Source organism: Nocardioides mangrovicus (assembly GCF_003674065.1).
GTDB lineage: Bacteria > Actinomycetota > Actinomycetes > Propionibacteriales > Nocardioidaceae > Marmoricola > Marmoricola mangrovicus.
This window is the reverse complement of sequence record NZ_RDBE01000010.1, coordinates 525,321-550,778: the sequence shown is the minus strand read 5'-3', so window position 1 is coordinate 550,778 and position 25,458 is coordinate 525,321. Positions and strand designations below refer to the sequence as shown.

Sequence of the window (25,458 nt, the reverse complement as noted above, 5' to 3'; positions counted from 1 at the left end):
CGATGACCCAGCCCGCCGTCGCCGACCCGCAGCTGGTCCGCACCCTGCGGGCCCAGGTCGCCGACCGGCTCAACCAGCAGCGACGCAGCGACGAGCTCGCCGCCCGCACACCCATGGCTCCCGAGGACGAGCGCCAGTACGCCCGGTCCCTGGTGGTCCAGGTGCTCGAGGACCACGCCCGGGCCGAGATCAGCATCGGCCGCACGCCGCCCAGCGTCGAGCAGGAGGAGCTGCTCGCCGCCGCCATCCACGCGGCCCTGTTCGGGGTCGGCCGGCTGCAGCCGCTGCTGCAGAACCCCGAGGTCGAGAACGTTGACATCAACGGCTGCGACCGGGTCTTCGTCAGCTATGCCGACGGTCGTGAGGAGCTCTCCGACCCGGTGGCGGAGAGCGACGAGGAGCTCGTCGAGCTGATCCAGATCCTCGCCGCCAGCGTCGGTCTGGCCTCGCGCCCCTTCGACACCGCCAACCCCCAGCTGGACCTGAGGCTGCCCGACGGCTCCCGGCTCTCGGCCGTGCAGTCGGTGTGCTCGCGACCCAGCATCTCGATCCGGCGCTCGCGCCTGGGCAAGGTCGGGCTCGACGACCTGGTGGCCAACGGCACCATGACGCCCGAGCTCGCCTCCTTCCTGCGGGCCTGCGTCAAGGCGCGGAAGAACGTGATGCTCGCCGGGTCGACGAACTCGGGCAAGACCACGCTGCTGCGCGCGCTGGCCAACGAGATCCCCGCCCACGAGCGGCTGATCACGGTGGAGCGGGCGCTGGAGCTCGGACTCGACCAGTTCGAGGACCTCCACCCCAACGTGGTGGCCTTCGAGGAGCGGCTGCCCAACTCCGAGGGCCTCGGCATGGTCACCATGGCCGACCTGGTGCGCCGCTCGCTGCGGCAGAACCCCAGCCGGGTCATCGTCGGCGAGGTGCTGGGCGATGAGATCGTGACGATGCTCAACGCGATGAGCCAGGGCAACGACGGTTCGCTGTCCACGATCCACGCGAACTCCTCGATGGAGGTGTTCAACCGCATCTCCACCTACGCCCTGCAGGCCGAGGAGCACCTGCCGGTCGAGGCGACGCACATGCTGATCGCCGGGTCGATCAACTTCGTCGTGTTCTTGCGCAAGCGCAACGACTACGCGCGCGGCGGCACGCTGAACCGCGCGATCGAGAGCGTGCGCGAGGTCACCGGCGTCGACGGCCGGGTGCTCTCCAGCGAGGTCTTCGCACTCAACAGCCAAGGGGTCGCGGTGCCCCACGCCCCGATCTCCTGCATCGACGACCTGATGGCCAACGGCTACGTCGGCCAGGTCGTCAACCGGTGGGCGTGATCGTGCCGTGATCGACGTCCTCCGCACCCCGATCGCCCTGCTCGCCGGGGTCGTCTTCGGGCTCGGCCTGTTCGTGGCCGTGCTGGCCGTCGTCGGGCTGCCCGAGCGGCCGGTGGGCAAGCCGACGAAGCAGCGCGAGTCGCTGGGCGAGCGCGGCCGGCGGATGTTGTTCGGCGCGGTGGCCGGCCTGGTGGCCCTCATCGGCACGCACTGGGTGGTGGCCGGCGTCGGCATCGGGCTGCTGGTCGCCTTCTGGGACCGCATCGCCGGCTCGGGCACCGTGGAGAAGCTGGCCATCGGCAAGCTGGAGGCGCTGGCCCAGTGGACCGAGTCGCTGCGCGACACGATCGCCGGCGCCATCGGCCTCGAGCAGGCCATCCCGGCCACCGCGGCCAACGCCAGTCCGGCGATCCGGCCCTCCTTGAACCTGCTGGTCGACCGGATCCGGATCCGCGACCCGCTCCCCGAAGCGCTGAAGGCCTTCGCCGCCGACCTGCACGACTCCAGCGCCGACGTCATCTGCGCGGCGCTGCTGCTCAACGCCCGGCTGCGGGGGCCGGGCCTGCGCGACGTCCTCTCCGAGCTGGCCGTCTCCACCCGCGAGGAGCTGGACATGCGGCGGCGGATCGAGGCCAGCCGCAAGGCGATCCGGCGAAGCGTGCGTATCGTGCTGGTCATCGTGCTGGGCATGATGGGCGGGCTGAGCGTCTTCAACCGCACCTACGTCAAGCCCTACGACACGCTGTTGGGGCAGCTGATGCTCATCATCATCACCGCCATCTTCGGCCTGGGCCTGCTGTGGCTGCGCAGCCTCGCCGCGCCGTCGAAGACCGAGCGTTTCCTGGTCTTCGACGACACCACCGTGGTGAGCGACGAGATCGAGACCATCCGCACCGGTGGTGCCGCATGATGTTCCTCGCCCTGATGTGCGGCGCCGTGGCCGGCGCCGGGCTCTACCTGGTCACCCGCGTGTTCGCCCGTCCGCGCACCGGCGTCGGCACGATGCTCGCTCGCATCGACTCCGGCTCCCGGTCGATGTCGACCCACACGATCACCGCGCACGAGCTCGCCGAGGGCGGGCAGCAGGACCGCGTGCAGACCATGTTCGCCAAGCTCGCCGACCGGTTCGAGGTGCTCGCCGCCGACCGCGGCTGGCAGCTGGGCCGGCAACGCCAGGACCTCGCGCTGATGAGCCGCACGGTCGGGTTCCACCTGGCCAGCAAGGCGGTCACCGCCGTCGGGCTGTTCCTGCTGGCGCCGGTGGTGTGGTCGATCCTGACCCTGGGAGGCGCCCACGTGCCCCCCGTGGTGCCCGCCTTCGTCGGGTTGATCTTCGCGTTGGTGGGCTTCTTGCTCCCCGACGTGGTGCTGCGCTCGGAGGCCGGCGAGCGACGCCGGGACTTCCGCCGCAGCGTCGGGGTCTTCCTCGACCTCGTGGCCATGAACCTCGCCGGTGGTCGCGGCCTGCCCGAGGCGTTGCTCGCCGCGGCCAGCGTGGGTGACCACTGGTCCATGGTCCGGATCCGCAGCGCCCTGGCCAACGCCCGCCTCTACGGCACCACTCCGTGGGTTGCCCTCGGCGATTTGGGGAAGGCTCTGGGTGTGGAGGAGCTCGAAGAGCTCTCGGGGGCCCTGTTGCTGGCTGCGGACGACGGCGCGAAGATCCGCTCGTCGCTCTCGGCCCGTGCCGCGACGTTGCGGCGACGCGAGCTCACCCAGGCCGAGGGCGAGGAGGGGGAGAAGTCGCAGTCGATGCTGGTGGCCCAGATGCTCATCAGCACCGCCTTCATGATCTTCCTCGGGTTCCCGGCCGTCTCTCAGCTGCTCAAGGCCTGACCGCGTCCGCGCTTTCTCAAAGAAGGGGATCACCACCATGTTCAACGACCCGGCTCTCACCCTGGGCCTCATCGTCTACCGCGGCATGTTCGCTCGCTTCGAGCGGCTGCGCCGCGAGGAGGGCGGCGCAAGCGTCCTGGAATGGGCACTCATCGCCGCCGTCGTGGTGCTCGCCGCCTCGATCATCGGCGCGGCGATCATGGGCATCGTGAACAAGAAGAAGGGCGAGATGTGCGACAACGCGGGCGGTGGCTGCTGAGATGAGCCTGCGCGTGCTCGTGCCCGCGTGCGTCCCGCGCCGGCGGAACGAACGCGGCGCGAGCGCGCTCGAGCTCGCCTTCCTCGCGCCGTGGCTGCTGGCGCTGATCTTCCTCTCCATCCAGGCCGCGCTGTACTTCTACGGCCGCAACGTCGCCATCCAGGCGGCGCGGGAGGCCGTGTCGCAGCTGCGGCTGGCCCAGGACGCCGCGACCTACGACTCCTTGCTGCCACAGGTGCGGGCGCGCACCACCGACTTCGCCGCGAGCGTGGGCAGCGGCGGTCTGAACGACCCGCAGGTCACCTTCGGCGCGCAACCGCACTACGACGAGCGGTTCCCACGCACCACGGTCTCGGTGTCGGGCAAGACGATCTCACTCATCCCGGGTCTGGACCTGACGGCCCACGGCACCGCGTCGGGCTCGGTCGAGCGGTTCGAGGCCGACGAGTGAGCAGGCCCCTCCTCAGGCGCCGGCGCGACGAGCGGGGCTCGCTGTCGATCGAGCTCGCCATGCTCGCCCCGAGCCTGCTGTTCATCTTCGCCCTCATCTACGCCTACGGCATCGTCGCCCAGGTGCACGGCCTGCTCGACGCCAGCACGCGCGACGCCGCCCGCACCGCCACCGACTCCCGGTCGGCCGACCAGGCGCAGGCCAACGCCCAGCAGGTGCTCGACCAGGGGCTGGCCGACGCACCCTCGGACTGCCGGGCCACGGCCAAGGTCACGGTGCCAAGCGGTCAGTTCCAGCCCGGCAACGCGGTCACCGTCACCGCCACCTGCCGCTACTCACTGGCCGACGCGGGCCTGCCGGGTGTCACCAAGGTCATCACCTCCAAGTCGACCTTCACCTCGATGCTCGACCCCAACCGCGGGCTCGACGACGGGACCGAGTGATGGCCCGGCTCACCGCCCGGTTGACGGCCCGGCTGCACCGGCGCGACGAGCGCGGTTCGCTGGCTCCCGCGCTGCCGATCCTGGCGATGATGCTGCTGCTGCTCGGCGGGCTCGGCATCGACGGCTCCCGGCTGCTCAACGCCCGCGGTGTGGCGGTGGCCTACGCCGAGGAGGCCGCCCGCGCCGGGGCGCAGCAGGTGAACCTCGACTCCACCACGCTCGAGCTCGACCCGAGCAAGGCCTACGACGCGGTGCGGACCTACTGCAACACCATCAGTGCCAACAGCGTCGGCGTCCGCATCCACTGCACCGACATCGCGATCAGCGACGGCCCCGGTGGCCACCCGCTCTACGTCTCGGTCAAGGTGTCCGGGGAGATCGACACCACGCTGCTGCAGATCGCCACCATCAGCCACATGAACCTCAGCGGCAGCGGTCGTGCCCGGCCCTACGAGGGCATCACCAAGCCGCTCGACGAGTAGCCGGACGCCGAGCCGCAGCGTTTCTTGGCAGTGCCGACGGGTATACAAGGGCCGGCACCGGGACCATCCGGACACCTCAGACGAAGGAGCTGGTCATCTCATGACGCAGGCGCACCGTGTGGCGGCGCTCGTCGCCATCCCCGTCCTCGCGGCCGCGGTCGCGGGCTGTGGTGGCGGTGACTCCACGAGCAGCGGATCGGCCTCCGCCACGCCGAGCACCACGTCGAGCAGCACCTCGCCCAGCCCGTCGCCCAGCGCGAGCGCGTCGGCGTCGCCGAGCCCGACCCAGGCGCCGTTGTCACGCTTCGAGGACCTGGGACCGGTCAAGGGCGTCCGAGCCTGGAACGTCGCCTACGCCCAGGACGTCAACGCCCAGCAGTTCGACTTCCCCCGCGCCAAGAAGCTGAGCACCTCCGCGCTGTCGTACCAGTCCATCGCCAACTCCGACATCAAGGACAAGCAGCTCTATCCCGGGCCTACTCCGTTCACCCCCGTGCGCATCGAGAGGTCCGGGTCGATCGTCAAGGTGATCGGTTGTGCCCGGCTGGGCGGCTGGACCCTGGTCCGTGCGACGAACAAGCCCCACGACCCGCCGAAGGTCGCCGGTATCGCGTTCAACATGACGAAGACCGGCGGAGTATGGAAGGTGGCCGACGTGACGGACGACGACGTCACCTGCTCCGGCGTCAAGGTCGTGGGCGTGCCGTTCGCCCCGTCCTGAGATGGGCGACACCGAGGTTTCCCGCCGGTCGGAGCGGGTAGAACGACCATGACCTGGACGCGGGGGCCGCGTGCAGGCGCAGTCCGCACCGATGTATCCGCACCGATGTAGAGGGGGAGAGCGTGCACGCTTCGTGGCACCGCAGTGTGGTGGGCGCGGTGGCGGCCGCCCTGGTCGTTCTGGCGGTCTCAGCTCCCTCGCAAGCGGGCATCGACCCGAACCCCACCCCCAACCCCGACCCCGACCCGGTCAGCCAGTCCCAGGGCGCCACGGACTCCGGTGGCACCGCGACGGCCGACTCCGGTGGCTGCCACCTGGTCTCGACCCCGCAGTCCCTGGGCTCCTACTGCCCCGGTGGCGAGAGCGACACGGCCTCGATCAAGGCGATCATGGGCAAGGAGAAGTTCAAGAAGTGCTGGGACGACCCGATGAGCGCCGAGGACCAGGCGCTCACCGGGTATTACGACGCTCCCGACGAGGTGCCGCCGCGCTGGGGCTACTGGGAACGCTGCCTCATGGGCATCGACGACGACCTCACGGTCCACCCGCCGATCTACCTGCGGCAGACGGCCGAGTACATCTACGACCAGAGCAAGATCAGGCGGATCGGCGACAACGAGCGGAAGCTGCTGGTCTTCACCAACCACACGATTCCCTACCCGGTCGCCGTCGTCTCGCCCACCACCTCGCCCCGGGTCAACCAGTGGCTGTCATTCTTCGACGGCCAGCCGGCCAAGGACGTCGACGGCGTTACCGAGCACCAGGTCACCGTCACCGCCCTCGGGCAGACCCTCGTGGCCAAGGAGGAGAAGATCGTCGTCCGACCTCGCGGGACGAACGACGACGACTCGATCTCCTGTCCCGGCAGCGGCCACAAGGCCGTAGCGGGCGAGACCCCCGTGGCCGGTGGCAACTGCTGGTACCGCTATCCGCGGTCCTCGGCGGGCCAGCCTGACGACAAGTATCCGGTCCGCATCACCGCCTACTGGACCGTCTACCTCAACGGGGCGCGGTTCAACTCCTTCCAGAAGTCCACCACCGCCAACATCCCGGTCACCGAGATCCAGGCCATCAACGTCTCGTGACGACCACCCGTCGGACCACGACAGGGGAGCACCCATGACACCGCCGAACGCCACCAAGGCCCGTTCGCGAGCGACTTCGACGCCCGCGACCCGGCCCGACATGCTGCCGCGCGACGACTCCTCCAGCGAGCGCAACGTGCTCGTGGGCGCGGCGTCCGTCGTCGGGTCGCTGCTGCTGCTCCTCGGCGTCCCGGTGGCGCTGGTGCTCCTGGTCGGCAACCCGCTGCCGTCCACCGCGCCCTCGCGCGACTGGCTCACCGCGCAGATCACCTCCGACCTCGTCATCAACGTGCTCGCGGTGCTGGTATGGATCGTCTGGGCGCACTTCGTCGCCTGCTTCATCAGCGAGTGGCGGGCGCTGCGCCAGGGACGGGTGCCGCACGGCGTGATCCTCGGCGGCGGCTCGCAGAGCGTCGCCCGTCGGCTGGTGGCCGGCATCCTCATGCTCAGCGGTGGCCTCGGCGTGGTGCACGGCGTGTCCGCCGCGATGACGACCCCCTCGGCGACCGGTCCGACGCAGGCCACGACCAGCGTCTCCTCCCTGACCGTGGCCGGCGCCGACGCCGCGCAGTCCCGCGCGGCCGCCGAGAGCGCGGTCGACGTCGGGGCGACCACGCCTCGCAGCGGTGCGATGAAGCACTACGAGGTGGTGCCGCCGCAGGGTCGCCATCACGACACGCTCTGGGACATCTCGCAGCGACTGCTGGGCGACCCGCTGCGCTACAAGGAGATCTACGACCTCAACAAGGACCGGATGCAGCCCGATGGCCGCAGGCTCACCGACGCCGACCTGATCCAGCCGGGCTGGCAGCTCGTCCTCCCCGCCGACGCCAAGGGTCCCGGCGTCCGGCTGGCGCCGCAGGCGCACACCCAGCTCAGCGCACCGGATGCTCCCGCCACCCCGGCGGCCCCCGGCTCCGACCAGGCGTCGAGCACCCAGCAGAGCGACGTCGTCACCGGTGTCGAGTCGCTCGCCGGCGATCAGGACCAGCAGGGCGTCGACCTAGGCGATCTGCTGCTGGGCGGCGGACTGCTGCTGGCGGGCGTGCTGACCGCGCTCACCTCGCGCCGTGGCCTGTTCGGCACGCCGAGTGACACCGAGGGTGCGCTGCGGCTCGCGGCCAACCCGGTGCGCTCGGACCTGCTGGACAAGGCGATGCGGGTGCTCGCCGAGACCCGGTTGGGCCAGAACCTGCCGATGCCCGACCTCTCGGTGGTCTACCTCTCCGACGACCAGGTCGTCGCGCACGTGGTCGGCTCGCCGCAGGCCCCGTCCCACCCGTGGCGGGCGGCCGAGGACGGCGGCTCGTGGTCGGTCGCGGCCGCGGACCTCGCCGACTTCGCGGGCACCGGCCCCGCGCCCTACCCGGCCCTGGTCGATGTGGCCGAGTCGCACGGCTACGACGTGCTGGTCGACCTGGAGTACGCCTCCGGCCTCGTCGCGCTCGGTGGCGACCTCCCGGTCGCCCGCGAGGTGGCGATGTCGGCGGCGGTCGACCTGGTCACCCACGCCTGGTCGGACTCCGTCGACGTGCAGATGGTCGGGTTCGGCGACGACCTGTCCCAGGTGGCGCCGGAGCGCGTCACGCTCAGCCACAGCCTGGACGAGGCCCTCGACGCCGCCGAGGAGCGGCTCGGCCTGGCCTCGCGGCTGCTGGCCCGGCTCGGCGTCGACGGCGTGCTCTCGGGTCGCGGCACCGCCCGCCACGCCGAGCTGCGCCCGCAGGTGCTCGTGCTCTCCGGCCCGCCCTCCGCCGAGCAGGTGCAGCGCATCAGCCGGCTCGCCTCCGGTGGCCGCACCGCCTTCGCCGCGATCTGCGTCGGCGACGCCCCGGGCGCGCGATGGCGCTTCGTGGTCGACGGCAGCGGCCACATCGACCTCGGCGTCCTCGGCGTGCGGGGCACCGCGCGGCGGCTCACCGTCGCCGCCCAGCAGGAGCTGAAGGTCCTGCTCGGCGACACCGTCAAGGAGGCCGGCGACCGCGCCCGCGAGGTGGCCGAGAGCCGCCCGTCGAGCTTCGTGCACAAGGAGACCGGTGAGCTGATGTCGGCCGGCCGCACCGCGGGCACGCTGCCCGGCGCCGACGCCGAGGTCACCGTCCAGCTGCTCGGCCCGGTCGGGGTCACCACGCCCAGCGGCGGCCAGGGCCCTACCCGCGACGTGCTCACCGAGCTCGTGGCGATGGCGGCGCTGCATCCGCACGGCCTGCACGAAGCCACCCTGCGCTCGGGCCTGTGGCCGCGCGGCGTCGGCGACGACGTCGTGGAGAGCACCATCCGCGACGCCCAGATCTGGCTCGGCGTCGACGCCACCGGCCAGCCCCGTCTCGCCGCCGGCGACGACGGCCTCTACCGACTCTCCGGCGACGTCTACGTCGACTGGAACGCGCTGCAGCTGGCCGCCATCCCCGACGGCGGCTCGGAGGCGGGCAGCTACGTGCGAGCGCTGGAGCTGGCCCAGGGGGCAGCGTTCTCCGGCACCCCGGCCGGTCGTTACGGCTGGCTGGCCTGGCACCGGGCCGCCCGCGACGCCCGCGCGCTGATCGTCACCATGGCCGAGCGCGTCACGGCGCTGCTCGGGGCCGGCGACCCCCGCCGGGCCGAGGCCGCGCTGCGCAACGGGCTGCGACTGGTGCCGGACTCCGAGGAGCTGTGGCGCGACCTGATGCGGCTCAAGGGCGACGGTCCCGAGGGCGCTCCCACCATCGCCGCCGAGATGTTCCGCACGCTGCCGGGCCACCGGTTCGAGCCCGAGACCGAGGCGCTGGTCGCTCACCTGGCGCCGGGCGTGAGCCCGGAGGCCCCCGCCGGGCAGGCCGGCTGAGACCGAGAATGCCCGGGACCGCGGCTTGACCACGCTGCTCATCTCGCGACCATCCTGAGGACGGATGGCTTCTCGGGCCGGTTCTCACAGCAGACGCTCATGCTGGGTGGCTACCGTTCCGACGTCGTCTCCCCGACCGGAAGGCCCACCCTGTGCCCGTAGGACTCCGCCGCCCCGCGACCGTGCTGCTGTCCGCCGTCGTGATCCTCCCGTTCCTGGCCGGGTGCGGCAGCAGTAGCGCCAAGAAAGGGAGCGGCACGACCACCGCGGGCCACCTCGACGCCGCCTCCATCACCGGGGCGGTCGGGGAGAAGATCGAGGTGACCTGGCGCAAGAAGCTCACCACGCCGGCGTCGGCGAAGGTCACGACCTTGGTGAAGGGGAAGGGCGCCAAGATCGCCACGGGTGACACCGTCAGTGCCTACCTTTGGATCGGCGACGGCACCACGAAGAAGGTCGCCTACAGCGACTACACCAACGGCTCGGCCGAGTCGATCCCCACCGCCCAGCTCAGCGGGGTCGTGGCGAAGCTGTTCGAGAACGCGACGTACGGCTCCCGGGTGGCGGCCGTGACGACGGCGACCGACCTCCTCGGCTCCAGCTCGGGCAACTCCGATCTGGGCATCGGTGCCAGCGACAACCTGGTGGTCGTGGCCGACCTGGTCAAGAAGGTCGCGACCTCGCCGACGCCGTCGGACGATCAGGCGCACGACGTGCCGGCGAGCCAGCTGCCCAAGGTCGTCTCCACCAAGGGCAAGCCCTCGGGGCTCAGCTGGACGGGCATCGCGAAGCCGTCGCTGACCACCCCGGTGCAGCGCGTGGTGCTGAAGAAGGGCACGGGCGCGGTCGTGAAGGCGACCGACACCGTCACGGTCAACTACCTGGGGGAGACCTACCAGGCGACCACGCCCTTCGACCAGAGCTACACGAAGACCGCGCTCACCTCGTCGTTGAGCAACCTCATCCAGGGGTGGAAGATCGGGCTGAGCGGCGTGAAGGTCGGCAGCCGGGTCCTGCTGCAGATCCCCCCGGGCTACGGCTACGGCGCCGAGGGGAGCGGCTCGACGATCCCGGGCAACGCGACCCTGTGGTTCGTCATCGACGTGGTCAAGGCGACGTCGAAGTAGCGCTCACTCCGGCCAGATCACCTGCACCCGCTCGGCGGAGCCGGTGCGCATCAGGTAGCCGCCGCCCGGGGGCATCGGGAGGCCGATCAACGAGCGGGCCATGCGGGCGCCGAACATGTCGGGGTCCGAGGTGGAGGCCGGCGCCAGCATGAGGCCCGACCCCGACCGCTTCAGCGCCACGGTCGGGCCGCGGTAGAGACCGCCCATGTCGGCCGGTGAGCCGGCGGCGGCGAGCACGGAGCCGGAGTCGCGCAGCAGGTCGATGTGGTCGCCGAGCAGCTCGGGCAGCCAGCCGTCGGCGCCGATCAGCTCCACGTCGTCGACCAGGGTCAGCACCGGGCCCGACTCGTCGCGCAGCTCGGCGAACAGGGCGGTGACCTCGGTCTGGTCCGAGCTGTCGTCGAAGGGGCCGTAGACGTCCGGGCTGGTGGCGCACAGGTCGCGCAGCGGGCTCAGCCGCGGCGTGACGACGACGACCTTCCAACCGCTGGTCAGCGCGAACGTGGCCATCGTGCGCAGCACCGTGGACCGGCCGCTGCGCCGCGGCCCGGTGACCAGCAGCGCGGGGCCGTGCTCGAACGCGTCGAGGGTGCGCAGGCCGAGGGTGTCGCCGCCCACGGCGAGCACCAGCTCGCTGTCTCCCAGCGGCCGCTCCTGCAGCGCCGTGGCCTCGGCCAACCCGATCTGCACCGGCAGCACGTCGAGCCGGAAGGGCCGCCGCTCCCGGGGCAGGTCGGCGTAGCGGGTCTCGGCCTCGCGGCCGATCTCCTGCAGCGCGCCGACCTGGGCCGTACCGGCCGGGTCCTCGGCCAGCAGCGCCACCTGGGTCTCGCGCAGCCCCTCGGCGCGGAAGCCGCGTCCCTCGCTCAGCGACGACGGCACCTGCTTGCTGGACATGCCGATGGTGCCGAAGTCGGTCATGTCGACCATCCGCATCATCAGCTTGTCGTCGATCAGGGTCGACATCCGGCCCAGCGTCAGGGTGCGGTCGCCCGTGACGACCACCTTGATGCCGACCGCGGCACCCTCCTGCAGGATCTGCTGCCAGGCCGCGACCAGCCGGCCGCCGTCGATCTCGTCGTAGGCCTGGAAGAAGCCCTCCCAGCGGTCGAAGAGCACCAGGAGGTAGGGCAGGCGCTCCTCCGGGGCGACGCTGGCGCGCTGCTCGGTGACGTCGGCGTAGCCGCCGAGTGCCAGCGACTGCTGACGCTCGGTGATGACCGCCTGCAGCCGCGAGACCAGCCGGTCCATCCGGTCGCGCTGGTCGCGGGTCACCACGGCGCCGACGTGGGGCAGCCCCACAAGCGGCAGCAGCGCGTTGTTGCCGCAGTCGACGCCGTAGACCTGCACGTCGGCCGGACTGGTGAACCGGGCGACCGCACCGGCCAGCGCGCGCAGCAGCGTGGAGCGGCCGGCGCGTGGGGCCGCGACGACGGCGAGATGGCCACCGCGCGCGAGGTCGTAGCCGGCGACGTCGCGCCGCTGCTCCGAGGGCACGTCGACCATGCCGAACGGCAGCACGAGACGGTCCTCGGACGGCACGGCGGCGGGGAACTCCTCGAGCAGCTGGTCGAGGGTGACGATCTCGGGCATGGCCGGCAGCCACGGGCTGGGCGGTGCGACGATGCCCGACCGCGCGCTGGCCTCGCGGGCCGAGGTGACGAAGGCGGCCAGGTCGGTGGGGATCGAGATGTCCTCCTCGGCCGCCGCCCGGCGCTCCTCGGGAGTGCCCAGTGAGGCGAAGGCGACCTGGCGCAAGTTGATGTCGGCCGGGGCGTCCTCGCCGCGCGGCCGGCCACCGACGCGCGAGGACTGGAACGGGATCAGGCTGGAGTGCCCGAGCCGGGCGTAGGCGCGACCGGGCGTCGCCTTCGCGATCTGGGCGGCGTCGGGCGCCTCGATGACGTCGGAGGAGTCGCCGCTGTCGGTGACCCGCAGCGCGATGCGCAGGTTGGTGTTGGACTTGATCTCCGCGCTCACGACGCCGGCCGGGCGCTGGGTGGCCAAGATCAGGTGGACACCGAGCGAGCGGCCGCGTCGGGCGATGTCGACCAGGCCGGTGACGAAGTCGGGCAGCTCGGCCACGAGCGCGGCGAACTCGTCGATCACGATCAGCAGCCGCGGCATCGGCTCGTCGTCGGGGCCCTTGGCCGCCAGGTAGTCCTCGATGTCCTTGGCGTCGGCGGCCGCCAGCTGGTGCTCGCGGCGCCGCAGCTCCGCGCCCAGGCTCTCCAGCGCTCGCGTGGTGAGGTGGCCGTCGAGGTCGGTGACCATGCCGACCGTGTGGGGCAGGTTGTTGCAGTCCTTGAAGGCCGCGCCGCCCTTGTAGTCGATGAGCACGTAGTTCATCTCGTCGGGCCGGTTGTTGATGGCCAGCGAGGCGATGATCGTCTGCAGCAGCTCGGACTTGCCGGCGCCGGTGGTGCCGGCCACCAGACCGTGCGGACCGTCGCGGACCATGTCGATGGCGAACGCACCGTCGGCGCTCTCGCCGATGACCGCCTCCGTAGTGCGGCCGACGGAGGTCCACCGCTCCAGCACCGCCTCGACCGACGGCGGGTCGAGCCGGATCACAGAGAGCAGCCGCGACGAGCCAGGCAGCGACCCGCCCGCCTCGACGTCGCTGACGTCGCGGATCGGCGCGAGGGTGCGGGCCAGCATCTCGGCCCACGAGATGCTCACCAGGTCGGGCCGGACGCCCTCGACGACCGGACGTCCGGTCACGCTCAGCGAGAAGTCGCCGTGCACGGCGTTGACGACCGCGTTGCACTCCTCGGGCAGCAGCCGCGCATCGGCGTCGAGGCACACGAAGTACATGCGCACGCGCGGCCCGAGCTGCAGCAGCTCCGGCACGCCGGGCAGCAGCCGCAGCCGGCGGGCGCCGTCGAGCACGATCAGCATCGGCTGGAACGCCGCCAGCTTGTTGGCGCCGCCACCGAGCCCTCCGGAGCCCTCGCCCAATGCCTCGTGCCGCTGCTGCATCTCGGCCATCAGCTCGCTGACGCGACGAGCGGTGCTCTCCTCGTCGACGCCGATGTGGACCAGCTCGGAGTCGCCGGCGTCGGAGCGCACGTGCGGCAACCAGCGCACCCAGTTCCAGTCCGCGTCGCCGCCGACATCGGTGAGGAGCACCATGTCGACGTCGGCCGGGGTCTGCAGCACGGCGGTCTGGCCGATGATCCAGCGCGCCAGCCCGAGCCGCTCCTCGGCCGGGCCGGCGATGCCGGTGACGCCCACCTCGGCGAGGTCGACGGTGACCGGGACGTCGGGCGCCGTCCACGCCAGGTCGCCCTCGTGGCTCTCCCGCGCCGGGTTGCTCACCGTGACGTCGGAGGGCTGGTCTGCCGTGCCGAGGCGCGCCACGAGGAAGTCGGGGTCGGTCTGGCGGCGCTCCCACAACCGCGAGCGCGGGCCGACGGCGGTCATGATGATCTCGGCCGGGTCGGCGAAGTCACGGCGCCGGGCCGTGCGCTCCTCCACCAACGCCGCCAGGGCGTCCTGCTGGATCTTGTGCATCCGCTCGGCGTAGTCGCTGGCCTGGTCGGTGTAGCGCTGCTTGCCCGAGCGCTTGCCGCTGACGTAGTTGCCGATGGCCATCATCGGCGACATCAGCATGAACAGCAGGGAGTACGCACTGTGGGTGATGGCGAGCATCGCCCCGCCGAGGGCGATCGGGATGAAGATCATCAGGAGCGGGATCGGCGTCTTCTCCGGCCGCTGCGGCTCGTTGGGCAGCCCGAAGCTGGTGCGCCGGTCGGGCGGCAGCAATCGCGGCGGTCGGTTGTAGTCGAGGGTGGCGCCGGCCGGGTTGGGCGACAGCGAGGCGTCCGGCGCGGACACCCGCACCAGGTCGAGCAGGGTGGTGCCGACGGCGAGCGTCTGGCCCACCGGCCAGTCCTGCGGTGCCTCGACGGGCTTGCGATCCATGTGCAGCAGGGGGATGTCGCCCATCGGGTCGGCCGTCACCGTGCCGTCGGGCAGCGTCGAGCCCGGCTTCGGCTTCTTGGGCACCCGCTGCTTGTGGATGTCCAGGACGATCGGGCCCTCCAACGGCCGCGCCCGCACCGGGGCAGGCCGCGAGCGGCCGACGACGCCGGCGTCGGGCACCAGCTCCACCGTGCCGTCGACGCGCACCAGCAGGCACAGGCACCGCTCGGGCAGGCCCAGGTCCGGCAGCACGACGTCGCAGTCCGCGCCGCCGCCGACGGTGTACTCGCCGGCGCCGAGCCGGGCGACGGTGCCGGCGCCGGCACCACTGCTGATGCGCACCTCGAGCAGCCCGGCCGGTTCGGCGAAGGATCCCGGCGCGGGCTTGCCGACGCCGAGCACCACCCCGTGGCGCACCCGGCTGTGCGTCAGCGGCTCGTCGGGGTCGAGCAGATCGGTGTCGCAGAACAGGTCCGGCGGCGGGAGCCGCGGCGTGCTCTCCTCGCTGCGGCCGACGACGCGCAGCGACGGCGCTCCGACCGGCGCGGCGGCAGCGAGAGCGGCGGCGTGGACGCGCGGGTACGCCCCGGCGATGACGGTGGCCAGATCGCGCACCCGGGCGTCGTCCTCGGCGTCGATGGCGAGGTCGACGGGGTCGCCGTCGATGACGGCCGTGATGAGCAGTCGCACCAGGAGTCCCCTCGTCCGCACGAGACGTGCCCACCCAGGATATCCGCGACCGGGGCGCCTGGCGGCTCCTCAACAACTTGTGAATCCGATGTTTGGGGGGCGCCGGACGGTGGTAAATCCTCACCTAACAAGGGCCTTCGCGGGCCGTGACACATCCCTCGAAGGGGGCAAGGATCATGCCGGAAGTTGGTGGCGATCTCGAGACGCTGCGGAACCTGCACAAGGGTCTGGGCGAGCTCGGCGACCAGGCGCAGGACATGAAGTCGAAGGGTGACGGTCACCTGAACCAGGCCGTCTGGAAGGGCCACAACGCGGACAAGTTCCGCTCGGCCTGGAACGACTTCAAGCCGGCGTTCGACAAGCTGCAGACCGCGCTGCACGAGGGGCGCGACGACGTGCGCACCCAGCACAACAACATCGCTGCAGCTACCGGGGAGTCCGCCTCCATCTGAGGCCCTCCACGGCTGCACCGGACCGGGCACCGCCACCGCGGCGGTGCCCGGTTCGTCATCACCAGGCACGACCACATCGACGACACACGACCGAGGGGGAGCGCCGCGTGCCCGCACTGGACACGATGCGACGACGGCTGTCAGTCAGCGACGATCATCTCGAAGCGCTGCGAGCGGTGAGCAACGGCGAGTCCGCCGGGGTCGACGCAGCCACGCGCGAGGAGCTGAGCACGGCAGGACTGCTCACCGCCGACGGGGAGATCCATCCGTTGGTGGCCGACCTGGCGCTGGCCATGTCGCGCCCGCTCATCGAGCTCTTCGTCGAGTCCGCCAGCGACCGCGGTCAGGTGACCGCGCACGTGGTCGTGGGCGGTGACGAGACGATCTGGTACACCGACCCCTGGCCAGGCCGCGACGAGACGGTCTACACCCGTGACGCGCTGCCGCAGCTGATCTGGGTGCTGGCCCGGCTCGTCGGCTTCCGTCGCAGCACCCCGCCGCCGGTCTCGCGGCCGGTCGCGGCGTCGTTCTCGACGGTGGGTTCCTTGATGGCGGCGTTCGCCGCCGCCTCGGAGCACACCGAGTGGGAGGACGTGCGCACCGTCGCGATCGCTACGCTCGACGACATCCTCGGCTCCATGGAGACCGATCAGCGCGAGATGTGGCTGGCCGTCCTCGCCACCTTGCAGGCCACGTGGCGGGTCACCTGCGTCTGGGGTCCCGACTCGCGCGCCCACGCTCGCGGCCTGGCCGTGTGGGACTGCGGACCCGGCGGCTTCTGGGTGCGCACCACGCCGGCCGAGCCGCTGCACCCCGAGGACATCGCGGCCGATCCCGATGCCACCTTCGTCCCCACCAGCGGTGGCGACCTGTGGCAGGCGCTGAGCGATCTCCTTCCCGCCAAGGGTGAGCTGGAGGCCGGCGCCGCCGCGAGCGGGGCACTGGTGTGAGCGGCTCGTTCGTCGACGCCGACGTCCTCAAGGCCACCGCCGACAAGCTGACCGCGCTGGCCGACGACGTGCCGGGCATGCTGCGCACCGCTGACTCCCTCGACGTCGGTCACGAGGTCGGCCAGCTGCGCACGCTCTCGACCTGGGCCACCGAGACCGCGATCGACCTGCGCGCACGGGTCGGGCTGATCCACCGCATGGAGGCCCACCAGACGAAGTTCGACGGGTTCAGCGCCTCCGAGGCGCAGTTGAAGGCGATGGCAGGCGCCTCGATGCCGGTCGACGAGCAGCTCTACACCCTGGAGGGGGCGCAGAAGGCGAAGCTGTCGGGCGACGACTCCAGCATCTTGAGCTGGGACGGCTCGCAGAACTTCTCCGACTGGCTGGAGAAGGTGGAGACCAAGGCTGTCGAGCACCTGCCCCTACTGGGCAGCCACGGCGAGCTGATCAGCAAGGGCATCCACGCCTTCCACGAGTACCAGAACCTGCTGCAGGCAGGTGGCATGGCGTCGGTGGCGGTGGCCAACCTGTCGAAGAGCCAGGCCTACGGGCTGCTGTTCAAGGTCACCAGCCGCTACGGCGAGATGGGCCAGGACGCGCTGCGGGCGCGTGGCCTGCTCAACCAGGCGCAGTGGCTGCAGAAGGGCATCAAGCTCGTCGACGACCTCTACACCGGTCCGCGGCGCACGCTGACGGCGCCGGGCAGCACCCTGCCCTGGCTCAAGGGCCAAGCCGTGAAGTACATCTTGAAGTCGCAGAGCTTCGAGGACGCCCTCAACGCCGCCCGCGAGGCCACCAACGGCGAGGGCCAGCTCTCGATGTCGGCCAAGATCCTCAACAACCCGCTCATCAAGTCCAACATGGACAAGCTGGTCGACCTCACCAAGACGCCGGCCTCGAGCAAGCTCGCCGCGCTGACCGGCAACATCTTCGGCCGGCCGTGGACCACCACCGTCGTGCGCGGGGGCGTCACCGAGACCGTCACGGTGGGCCGCAACGCCACCAACCTGCTCAAGGTGTTCGCCGACGGCGAGGGGGTGGCCGGCAAGTTCGCCCAGGTGGCCAAGGTCGGCGGTGCGCTGCGGGTGCTGGGGGTGGCCGGCAGCGCGTTCGCCACCGTCGACTCCACCATCGGTGTGGTCAACGGCTTCCGGTCGGGCGAGCTCCAGAAGGCATGGAGCGAGGGTGGCACCCAGGGCAAGGCGAAGGTCATCGGCGACGTCGCCGAGGTGGGCTTCAACGCCTCGCTCACCGCGGCGATGATCGCGCCCAACCCGGTCACCTGGGGTGCGGTGGCGGTCACCGGCATCGTCTACGGCGGCGCGCGCCTGGTCGAGCACTGGGACGACGTCACCGGCGCGGTCTCCGACGCCGGGAAGTGGGTCGGCGACAAGGCGAGCGATGCCTACAACACCGTGAAGGACAAGGTCAGCGACACCGTCGACGACGTCAAGGACGGCCTCGGCGATGCGGTCGACGCCGTCAAGGACTCACCGGTCAACCCGGGCAACTGGTTCTAGGAGACGTCAGGCATGGCTCACTCAGACGACCTCTTCCAAAAGGCGCGGCTGCTGCGCGCGCTCGCATCCGACATCGAGGTCTGCTGCGACGCCGCGAACACCGCGGCGGCGGGCAGCACCTGGGACTGCGACAACGCCACGGAGGTTCGTGGTGCCATCAAGGGCTACCGCGGCGCCGCCCAGCGGGCCGCCGAGGGGATCCGCGAGGAGGCCACCAAGGTGGAAGGGCAGGCCCGCGCAGCCGAGAAGACCGAGCAGGCCAACGCCACCAGCGGCGCCCACTGAGGGCTGCATCGGGCATGGACTGGTCGACGACCCTGGAGGCCGGTGAGCAGTCTGTCGAGGAGCTGCTCACGGTGGACCAGCGCACGGCCGTGCGGGCCCACGCTCGCGGTGACTCGGAGCTGCTGGCCGAGTTCGAGGTCGACCGGACCGCGGTGAGCGCCGGCGTGGCAGCTCGGGAGCTCAACCTCACCGCCGCAGGCGCCCAGCTGGCCCGGTTCAGTTGGGCGCCCGCCGACGAGGACGTCGTCGGCTCGGTCCGGATCCGACGCTTCACGGTGCTCGGCCGCGAGCTCACCGTGCAGCAGGAGTGGGTCGAGCCGGCGGGGGGAGGCAGTCAGATCGAGCACCTGCTGGTGCGCGGCGACGGGCACGCGTGGACCGTTCACCTCGACGGCCGGCGCTGGCACCGCTCACCGGCGCTGCTGGCCCGCGGTGAGCGGCCAGGAGCGCACCCTGCTCGCATCCGGATGCAGCGCCGGGGTACAGGCCGGCGGCACGTGACCCGCTGGGAGGCCGGCACATTGGCGGCCGAGCTTCTCCTGCTCGAGCTGCTCGAGCTGGCCGACCTCCCGTCTGCCACCGAGACGCTGGCGAGTTCGGCGGTTCACGCCGCCGCCGACACCGCCCGAGCGGTGGGCGCCTTGGCCTCGCTGGCCCGGCGACGTCGCTGAGGTGCCCCACCGCCGCGCCGAGCGGCTCGGACAGTCAGTCGGGGATGTAGGCGAAGGTGTCGGGGTTCGGGCCGGTGCGACCCTCCTCGCCCTTGTCCAGCGCGCTGATCGCCTCGACGTCGTCGGGGCTCAGCTCGATGTCGAAGAGCGCGAAGTTCTCGCGCATCCGCTCCTCGTGGGTGGACTTGGGGAAGATGATGTCGCCGCGCTCGAGGTGCCAGCGCAGCACGACCTGGGCCGGCGTCTTGTCGTACTTCTGGGCGATGCCGACGATCGTCTCGTCCTCCAGCACGCCGCCCTGCGCGATCGGCGACCACGCCTCGACGAGGATGTTGCGGTCGTGGCTGGCCTTGCGGGCCGCCTCGTTGCCGAAGTAGGGGTGCACCTCGATCTGGTTGACGGCGGGCACCGTGCCGGTCTGCGCCGCCAGCCGGTCGAGGTGGTCGGGCTGGAAGTTGCTCACGCCCACCGACCGGGCGCGGCCGTCGGCGGTGAACTCGACCAGGGTCTCCCACGTGGAGACGTAGTCGCCGCCGTAGAGGGTGGGCAGCGGCCAGTGGATGAGGAACAGGTCGACGTAGCCGATGTCGAGCGCCTCCAGCGTGCCCTGGAAGGCGGCGCGGGCCTGGTCGGGCTGGTGGAAGCCGTTGTTGAGCTTGCTGGTCACGAAGATCTCGTTGCGCGGGACGCCCGACGCGCGAATCGCGGCGCCGACCTCCGCCTCGTTGCCGTACATCTCGGCGGTGTCGATGTGGCGGTAGCCGACCTCGAGTGCGGTCGCGACCGCCTTCGCGGTCTCTTCCGGCGGGATCTGGAACACACCGAAGCCGAGCTGGGGGATCGTGATGCCGTTGTTCAGAGTCAGGTCGAGAACGCTCATAGAAGTAGCAACGAGCAGTGCCGACGGGTATTCCGGCTGGGGTGGTGATCCCACCTCAGGGGGTGGGGACCACCTCGCGGAGCGCGGCCAGTAGCCGTGCGCGATCGGTGGTGGGCACGCCGTAGCGCGAGCCGTTCCGCATCCGGATCACCACGACGTCGTCACCCAGGGTGGAGCCGTAGGCGCCACCGAGCAGCCGGTCCATGTCGGCCGACGTCGGCCCCTGGCCGGGCGGCTGCACCGTGGCGGCCGAGGTGACGGTGCGCTCGAGCGCGCCGGGCGGGCGGCTGTCGGCGCCGTGCACCGAGGCGGGGTCGATCTGGTCGACCGGCACCGTGTCGCGGCCGACGAACAGCGTCTCGGCGGTCAAGCGCAGGCTGCCGTAGCGGTTCATCGACCACAAGGTGAGCAGCCAGATCGCGAGCACGATCGCTGTCGGCAGGGTGGCGGCGAGCACGGTGGCGCTGGTGCTCACGCCCGGAAAGAAGACCACGATGACCACGGCGGCGATCACCCAGAGGACGACGGGGAGCGCCCACGCCCGCGGGCTGACCCGGCTCTTGCGGTAGATGGTCTGCGGCACGGCGCGGACGCTACCAACCCCGGTGCGCGCGGGACCGTCAGGCGCCCGCTGCGTTCGGGTCGCGCCAGCCACGCTCGAAGGGGAGCCGCCAGGTGGCGGGAGCGACGAGCTGGTGGATCGCGTTGGGGCCCCAGGAGCCCTTCGCGTAGGGGCGGACCACCGGGGGGTTCTCCAAGAGGGGCTGGGAGATCTCCCAGAGGCGCTCGATGCCCTGGGCCGAGGTGAACAGCGTGCGGTCACCGCGGATGGCGTCGTAGATCAGCCGTTCGTAGGCCTCCAGCACCGCGCCCGCCCACCCGGTGTCGCCCATGGCGAACTGCATCGAGAGCTTGTCCAGCTTCATGCCGGGGCCGGGACGCTTGCCGTAGAACGACAACGACATCTTGGCCCGGTCGGCGAGGTCGAAGGTCAGATGGTCCGGGCCGTGGTCGCCGACGCCGGAGCCGGGCGGGAACATCGAGCGCGGCGGCTCGCGGAAGGCGATCGAGATGATGCGCGCGCCCTCGGCCATCTCCTTGCCGGTGCGCAGGTAGAACGGCACCCCCGCCCAGCGCCAGTTGTCGATGTAGCAGCGCAGTGCGATGAACGTCTCGGTCTCGGAGTCGGGCTTGACCCCGGGGATGTCGCGGTACCCGACGAACTGGCCGCGGACCACGTCGTGGGGCTCGATCGGGCTCATCGAGCGGAAGACCTTGTTCTTCTCCTCGCTGATCGCGAAGGGCTCGAGCGCGGTGGGCGGCTCCATCGCGGTGAAGGCCATGATCTGGAACAGGTGGGTGACCACCATGTCGCGATAGGCACCGGTCGACTCGTAGAAGTTGGCCCGCTGCTCCAGGCCGAGCGACTCCGGGACGTCGATCTGGATGTGGTCGATGTGGTTGCGGTGCCAGATCGGCTCGAAGAGCCCGTTGCCGAACCTGAAGGCCAAGATGTTCTGGGCGGCCTCTTTGCCCAAGAAGTGGTCGATGCGGAAGATCTGGTCCTCGGCGAACACCTCGTGCAGCTCGTTGTTGAGCTCGACGGCCGAGGCCAGGTCGACGCCGAACGGCTTCTCCATGATGATCCGGCTGCGTTCGGCCAGGCCCGCCTCCTCCAGCTCGTGGACGACGGCGAGCGCCGCCTTCGGCGGCACGCTGAGGTAGTGCAGGCGCTGGCTCTCGCCAAAGACTCCGGCGGCCTTCTCCGCGTCCTCGACGGCTCGCCGCAGGCCGTTGGGTCCCTCGGCGCCGGGAGCCCAGTGCAACCGGGGCGCGAAGTCGTCCCACACGGTGAGGTCGCGCTCGCCGCCGAACTCCTCCACGGCCTTGCGGGCGAAGTCGACGAACCCGTCGCGGTCCAGCTCGTCCAACGAGGTGCCGACGACCTGGATCTGGTCGACCAGGCCGGTCTCGAACAGGTGCATCAGCCCCGGCAGCAGCTTGCGGCGCGAGAGGTCGCCGGTCGCGCCGAACAGGACGACGGTGGTCGGTGCGGTGGCCATGTCCTAACTGTCGCACCTCGCCGCCCGGTCCGGATGACGCCCGTGTTGCCGATCCCGGCCCAGTCGGTGGTGGGGCCGCAGCGCGAGCGCAGCCGCGGCCGCGGAGGCCGATCGGCCACCGCGTCGAGGCGTGTGCGAACCCGATTGCGCCGATCGGGAATCTCCCGCCGACCTCGGCCGTTGGACCAGATGTCAGACTTGAGCGCAGCGCACTCAACTTGTTTGACTCCACCGGAGCAGAACCACCACGCTGCTCACTAGACGTGAACACCGAGAAGAAGAGGTAGCAGACATGGCACGAGCGGTCGGTATCGACCTGGGTACGACGAACTCCGTCGTGTCCGTCCTGGAGGGCGGCGAGCCCACCGTCATCGCCAACGCCGAGGGCGCCCGCACGACGCCGTCGGTCGTGGCGTTCTCCAAGTCCGGCGAGGTGCTCGTCGGCGAGGTCGCCAAGCGGCAGGCCGTCACCAACGTCGACCGGACCATCCGGTCGGTCAAGCGGCACATGGGCACCGACTGGACGGTGAAGATCGACGACAAGTCCTTTACCCCCCAGCAGATCAGCGCGTTCGTGCTGCAGAAGCTCAAGCGCGACGCCGAGGCCTACCTGGGCGAGACCGTCACCGATGCCGTCATCACGGTGCCGGCGTACTTCTCCGACTCCCAGCGCCAGGCCACCAAGGAGGCCGGCGAGATCGCGGGCCTCAACGTCAGCCGGATCGTCAACGAGCCCACCGCGGCCGCGCTGGCCTACGGCCTCGACAAGGGCGAGACCGACCAGACCATCTTGGTCTTCGACCTCGGTGGCGGCACGTTCGACGTGTCCCTGCTCGAGATCGGCGAGGGTGTCGTGGAGGTCAAGGCGACCTCGGGCGACAACCACCTCGGCGGCGACGACTGGGACCAGCGGATCGTCGACTGGATGGTCAAGAAGTTCAAGGACGGCAACGGCGTCGACCTGAGCCAGGACAAGATCGCGCTGCAGCGCCTCCAGGAGGCCGCTGAGAAGGCGAAGATCGAGCTGTCCTCCTCCAGCGAGACCACCGTGCACCTGCCCTACATCACCCACGGCGAGTCCGGTCCGCTCCACTTCGAGGAGCGGCTGACGCGCTCGGAGTTCCAGAAGCTGACCGCCGACCTGCTCGACCGCACCAAGTCGCCGTTCCGGTCGGTCATCAAGGACGCCGGCGTCGACGTCTCCAAGATCGACCACGTCGTGCTCGTCGGCGGCTCCACCCGGATGCCCGCCGTCACCGACGTCGTGCGCGAGCTGCTCGGTGGCAAGGAGCCCAACAAGGGCGTCAACCCCGACGAGGTCGTCGCCATCGGCGCCGCCCTGCAGGCCGGCGTCCTCAAGGGCGAGGTCAAGGACGTGCTGCTGCTCGACGTGACCCCGCTGAGCCTGGGCATCGAGACCAAGGGCGGCGTGATGCACGCGCTGATCGAGCGCAACACCACCATCCCGACCAAGAAGTCCGAGGTGTTCAGCACCGCCGACGACAACCAGCCGTCGGTGGAGATCAAGGTGGCCCAGGGCGAGCGCCAGATGTGGTCGCAGAACCAGCCGCTGGGCAACTTCGAGCTCACCGGCCTGCCGCCGGCACCGCGCGGCATCCCGCAGATCGAGGTCACCTTCGACATCGACGCCAACGGCATCGTGCACGTCTCCGCCAAGGACCGCGGCACGGGCAAGGAGCAGTCGATGACGATCTCCGGCGGCAGCGCGCTGTCGAAGGACGAGATCGACCGGATGGTCAACGAGGCCGAGCAGTACGCCGACGAGGACCGCAAGCGTCGCGAGTCGATCGAGACGCGCAACCAGGCCGACGGTCTGGTCTACAACACCGAGAAGTTCCTCTCCGACAACGGCGACAAGCTGCCCGAGGACATCAAGTCCGAGGTGCAGGGCGACGTCGACGCGCTCAAGAAGCTGCTGGAGGACGACGGCACGGAGACTGATGCGTTCAACGCCGCGATCACCAAGCTGGGCGAGTCCAGCCAGAAGATGGGCGCGGCGATGTACGAGCAGTCGGCCGCGGAGGAGTCCGCGTCCGGTGAGCAGGCCGCCGAGCAGGCCGAGCAGGCGGGCGAGGACGAGATCGTCGACGCCGAGATCGTCGACGACGAGCCCGAGGGCGAGAAGAAGTGACCCAGGAGCACCCGGAGGGGCCGGTCGACCGGTCGGCCCCTCCTGCCCCCGACGCCGAGGAGATCTCCGGAGTCGACAACTGGGTCGAGGAGGGTGGCCCGCTCGAGCCTCAGGACGAGGTGTCGGCGGACGGCGTGTCGAGCGACCAGGTCTCGGGCGCCGGGGCCGACCCGCTCGCCCAGCAGCTGGCCGAGCGCACCGCCGACCTGCAGCGGATCCAGGCCGAGTACGTCAACTACAAGCGGCGCGTCGACCGCGACCGCGAGCTGGTGCGGCAGAACGCCACGTTCTCCGTGCTCAGCTCGCTGCTGCCGGTGCTCGACGACATCGACCGGGCCCGCGAGGCCGGCGAGGTCGAGGGCGGCTTCAAGGCCGTGGCCGACTCCCTCGACAGGGTGGTCGCGGGGCTGGGGCTGACCAAGTTCGGCGCCAGCGGCGAGGAGTTCGACCCCAATCTGCACGAGGCGCTGATGCACGGCCACTCCGCCGAGGTGACCACCACGACGGTGGAGCACGTCGCGCAGGCCGGCTACCGGATCGGCGAGCGTGTCGTCCGGGCCGCCAAGGTGACGGTGCTCGACCCTGAGTGAGGGTCGCTGGTCGAGGGGGCGCGCCAGCGTCGCCTCGAGACCGAGAACGATGAAGCAACGAGAGGAGGGGTGACCCCATGAGCAGTGCCGACTGGGCGACCAAGGACTTCTACCGGATCCTCGGCGTGGCGAAGGACGCCGACGCCAAGGACATCAAGAAGGCCTACCGCAAGCTGGCCAAGGAGAACCACCCCGACTCCAACCCGGGCGATGAGAAGAAGCACGCCCGCTTCAAGGAGGTCGCCGAGGCCTACGACGTCGTGGGGGACGAGAAGAAGCGCAAGGAGTACGACGAGCTGCGCGCCGCGGCGGCCTCCGGTGGGTTCGGCGGGGGCTTCCCCGGCGGGTTCCCGGGCGGCTTCGGCGGCGGGCGGACGTCGACGGGCGGGGGCGGGCAGCAGTTCGACTTCGGCGACCTGTTCGGCGACCTCTTCGGGGGCGGCGGTGCGGGCGGCCGGCGCACGACGCGACAGCAGGCGCGCCCCGGCGCCGACATCGAGGCCGAGGCGACCATCGGGTTCAAGGAGGCCATCGACGGCACGACGCTGCCGCTGCGGCTCTCCTCCGACGCTCCGTGCTCCCACTGCCAGGGCACCGGCGGCAAGCCGGGCACGCGGCCGCACGTGTGCCCGACCTGCGACGGCGCCGGCACCGTCGCATCGTCGGTCGGCGGCGGCTTCATGATGAACGAGACCTGCCCGCAGTGCCACGGCCGGCAGCTGGTC

General features: G+C 71.0%; 23 protein-coding genes. 19 read left to right on the top strand and 4 right to left on the bottom strand.

Going from position 1 to position 25,458, the window contains the following annotated elements; all coding sequences use genetic code 11:
* Window positions 1–2 precede the first annotated feature (2 nt).
* From D9V37_RS17240 to D9V37_RS17185, 11 genes are all read left to right on the top strand, one after another.
* Entirely contained in the window at window positions 3–1,325 is a 1,323-nt protein-coding gene (locus D9V37_RS17240; RefSeq protein WP_121807367.1) for a CpaF family protein, read from the top strand.
* Window positions 1,326–1,332: 7 nt separating this feature from the next.
* Entirely contained in the window at window positions 1,333–2,235 is a 903-nt protein-coding gene (locus tag D9V37_RS17235) for a type II secretion system F family protein (protein WP_121807366.1), read from the top strand.
* Window positions 2,232–3,161 carry a type II secretion system F family protein gene (locus D9V37_RS17230; RefSeq protein ID WP_232524978.1) on the top strand — a complete coding sequence of 310 codons (930 nt, stop codon included), beginning with the start codon at window positions 2,232–2,234 and terminating at the stop codon, window positions 3,159–3,161. The genes D9V37_RS17235 and D9V37_RS17230 overlap by 4 nt, the downstream gene beginning before the upstream one ends.
* Window positions 3,162–3,198: 37 nt before the next feature.
* Window positions 3,199–3,420: a Flp family type IVb pilin gene (locus D9V37_RS17225; protein ID WP_121807364.1), complete on the top strand. Its 222-nt coding sequence runs from the start codon at window positions 3,199–3,201 to the stop codon at window positions 3,418–3,420.
* A 1-nt stretch (window position 3,421) separates the two neighbouring features.
* Window positions 3,422–3,871 carry a TadE/TadG family type IV pilus assembly protein gene (locus D9V37_RS17220; protein ID WP_121807363.1) on the top strand — a complete coding sequence of 150 codons (450 nt, stop codon included), beginning with the start codon at window positions 3,422–3,424 and terminating at the stop codon, window positions 3,869–3,871.
* Window positions 3,868–4,314, top strand: a complete 447-nt coding sequence (locus D9V37_RS17215; protein ID WP_121807362.1) for a TadE/TadG family type IV pilus assembly protein — start codon at window positions 3,868–3,870, stop codon at window positions 4,312–4,314. Before D9V37_RS17220 ends, D9V37_RS17215 begins: the two co-directional genes overlap by 4 nt.
* On the top strand, window positions 4,314–4,796 hold the full coding sequence (locus tag D9V37_RS17210; protein WP_121807361.1) for a pilus assembly protein TadG-related protein: 483 nt from the start codon (window positions 4,314–4,316) through the stop codon (window positions 4,794–4,796). Before D9V37_RS17215 ends, D9V37_RS17210 begins: the two co-directional genes overlap by 1 nt.
* A 100-nt stretch (window positions 4,797–4,896) precedes the next feature.
* The gene (locus D9V37_RS17205) at window positions 4,897–5,517 is read left to right on the top strand and encodes a hypothetical protein (protein WP_121807360.1); all 621 of its coding nucleotides are present in this window, start codon (window positions 4,897–4,899) and stop codon (window positions 5,515–5,517) included.
* A 122-nt stretch (window positions 5,518–5,639) separates the two neighbouring features.
* The gene (locus D9V37_RS17200; RefSeq protein ID WP_147455993.1) at window positions 5,640–6,602 is read left to right on the top strand and encodes a hypothetical protein; all 963 of its coding nucleotides are present in this window, start codon (window positions 5,640–5,642) and stop codon (window positions 6,600–6,602) included.
* Window positions 6,603–6,636: 34 nt separating this feature from the next.
* Complete coding sequence (locus D9V37_RS20310) at window positions 6,637–9,426, top strand: bacterial transcriptional activator domain-containing protein (protein WP_158604509.1); 2,790 nt, start codon at window positions 6,637–6,639, stop codon at window positions 9,424–9,426.
* A 152-nt stretch (window positions 9,427–9,578) separates the two neighbouring features.
* Complete coding sequence (locus tag D9V37_RS17185) at window positions 9,579–10,553, top strand: FKBP-type peptidyl-prolyl cis-trans isomerase (protein ID WP_121807358.1); 975 nt, start codon at window positions 9,579–9,581, stop codon at window positions 10,551–10,553.
* Window positions 10,554–10,556: 3 nt separating this feature from the next.
* On the opposite strand, the gene D9V37_RS17180 is transcribed toward D9V37_RS17185, so the two are convergent.
* Window positions 10,557–15,170: an FtsK/SpoIIIE domain-containing protein gene (locus D9V37_RS17180; RefSeq protein ID WP_121807357.1), complete on the bottom strand. Its 4,614-nt coding sequence runs from the start codon at window positions 15,168–15,170 to the stop codon at window positions 10,557–10,559.
* Window positions 15,171–15,346: 176 nt separating this feature from the next.
* Here D9V37_RS17180 and D9V37_RS17175 point away from each other — a divergent pair, with 176 nt between their 5' ends.
* From D9V37_RS17175 to D9V37_RS17155, 5 genes are all read left to right on the top strand, one after another.
* Window positions 15,347–15,622 (top strand): WXG100 family type VII secretion target, encoded by a 276-nt coding sequence (locus tag D9V37_RS17175; protein WP_121807356.1) that lies wholly within the window; start codon window positions 15,347–15,349, stop codon window positions 15,620–15,622.
* Window positions 15,623–15,729: 107 nt separating this feature from the next.
* Window positions 15,730–16,572, top strand: coding sequence for a hypothetical protein (locus tag D9V37_RS17170; RefSeq protein ID WP_147455992.1), 843 nt, complete (start codon window positions 15,730–15,732; stop codon window positions 16,570–16,572).
* Complete coding sequence (locus D9V37_RS17165; protein ID WP_121807354.1) at window positions 16,569–18,092, top strand: hypothetical protein; 1,524 nt, start codon at window positions 16,569–16,571, stop codon at window positions 18,090–18,092. Before D9V37_RS17170 ends, D9V37_RS17165 begins: the two co-directional genes overlap by 4 nt.
* A 12-nt stretch (window positions 18,093–18,104) precedes the next feature.
* A complete protein-coding gene (locus tag D9V37_RS17160) occupies window positions 18,105–18,377 on the top strand; it encodes a hypothetical protein (protein ID WP_121807353.1) in 273 nt (90 codons plus the stop codon).
* Between the two features lie 14 nt (window positions 18,378–18,391).
* The gene (locus D9V37_RS17155; RefSeq protein WP_121807352.1) at window positions 18,392–19,048 is read left to right on the top strand and encodes a hypothetical protein; all 657 of its coding nucleotides are present in this window, start codon (window positions 18,392–18,394) and stop codon (window positions 19,046–19,048) included.
* Window positions 19,049–19,082: 34 nt separating this feature from the next.
* Here D9V37_RS17155 and D9V37_RS17150 read toward each other — a convergent pair whose 3' ends face one another.
* From D9V37_RS17150 to zwf, 3 genes are read right to left on the bottom strand one after another with little or no spacing between them, the layout of a single operon-like run.
* Window positions 19,083–19,928: an aldo/keto reductase gene (locus tag D9V37_RS17150; RefSeq protein ID WP_121807351.1), complete on the bottom strand. Its 846-nt coding sequence runs from the start codon at window positions 19,926–19,928 to the stop codon at window positions 19,083–19,085.
* 55 nt (window positions 19,929–19,983) lie between these two features.
* Entirely contained in the window at window positions 19,984–20,511 is a 528-nt protein-coding gene (locus D9V37_RS17145) for a DUF3093 family protein (RefSeq protein WP_158604508.1), read from the bottom strand.
* A 37-nt stretch (window positions 20,512–20,548) separates the two neighbouring features.
* A complete protein-coding gene (gene zwf, locus D9V37_RS17140) occupies window positions 20,549–21,991 on the bottom strand; it encodes a glucose-6-phosphate dehydrogenase (protein ID WP_121807349.1) in 1,443 nt (480 codons plus the stop codon).
* Window positions 21,992–22,283: 292 nt separating this feature from the next.
* Between zwf and dnaK the strand changes: the two genes are divergently transcribed.
* The 3 genes from dnaK to D9V37_RS20780 form a co-directional block, all read left to right on the top strand.
* Window positions 22,284–24,143: a molecular chaperone DnaK gene (gene dnaK, locus D9V37_RS17135; RefSeq protein ID WP_121807348.1), complete on the top strand. Its 1,860-nt coding sequence runs from the start codon at window positions 22,284–22,286 to the stop codon at window positions 24,141–24,143.
* On the top strand, window positions 24,140–24,733 hold the full coding sequence (gene grpE / locus D9V37_RS17130; RefSeq protein ID WP_332835760.1) for a nucleotide exchange factor GrpE: 594 nt from the start codon (window positions 24,140–24,142) through the stop codon (window positions 24,731–24,733). The genes dnaK and grpE overlap by 4 nt, the downstream gene beginning before the upstream one ends.
* Window positions 24,734–24,810: 77 nt before the next feature.
* A partial coding sequence (locus D9V37_RS20780; RefSeq protein ID WP_232524977.1) for a DnaJ domain-containing protein occupies window positions 24,811–25,458 on the top strand: 648 nt, incomplete at its 3' end.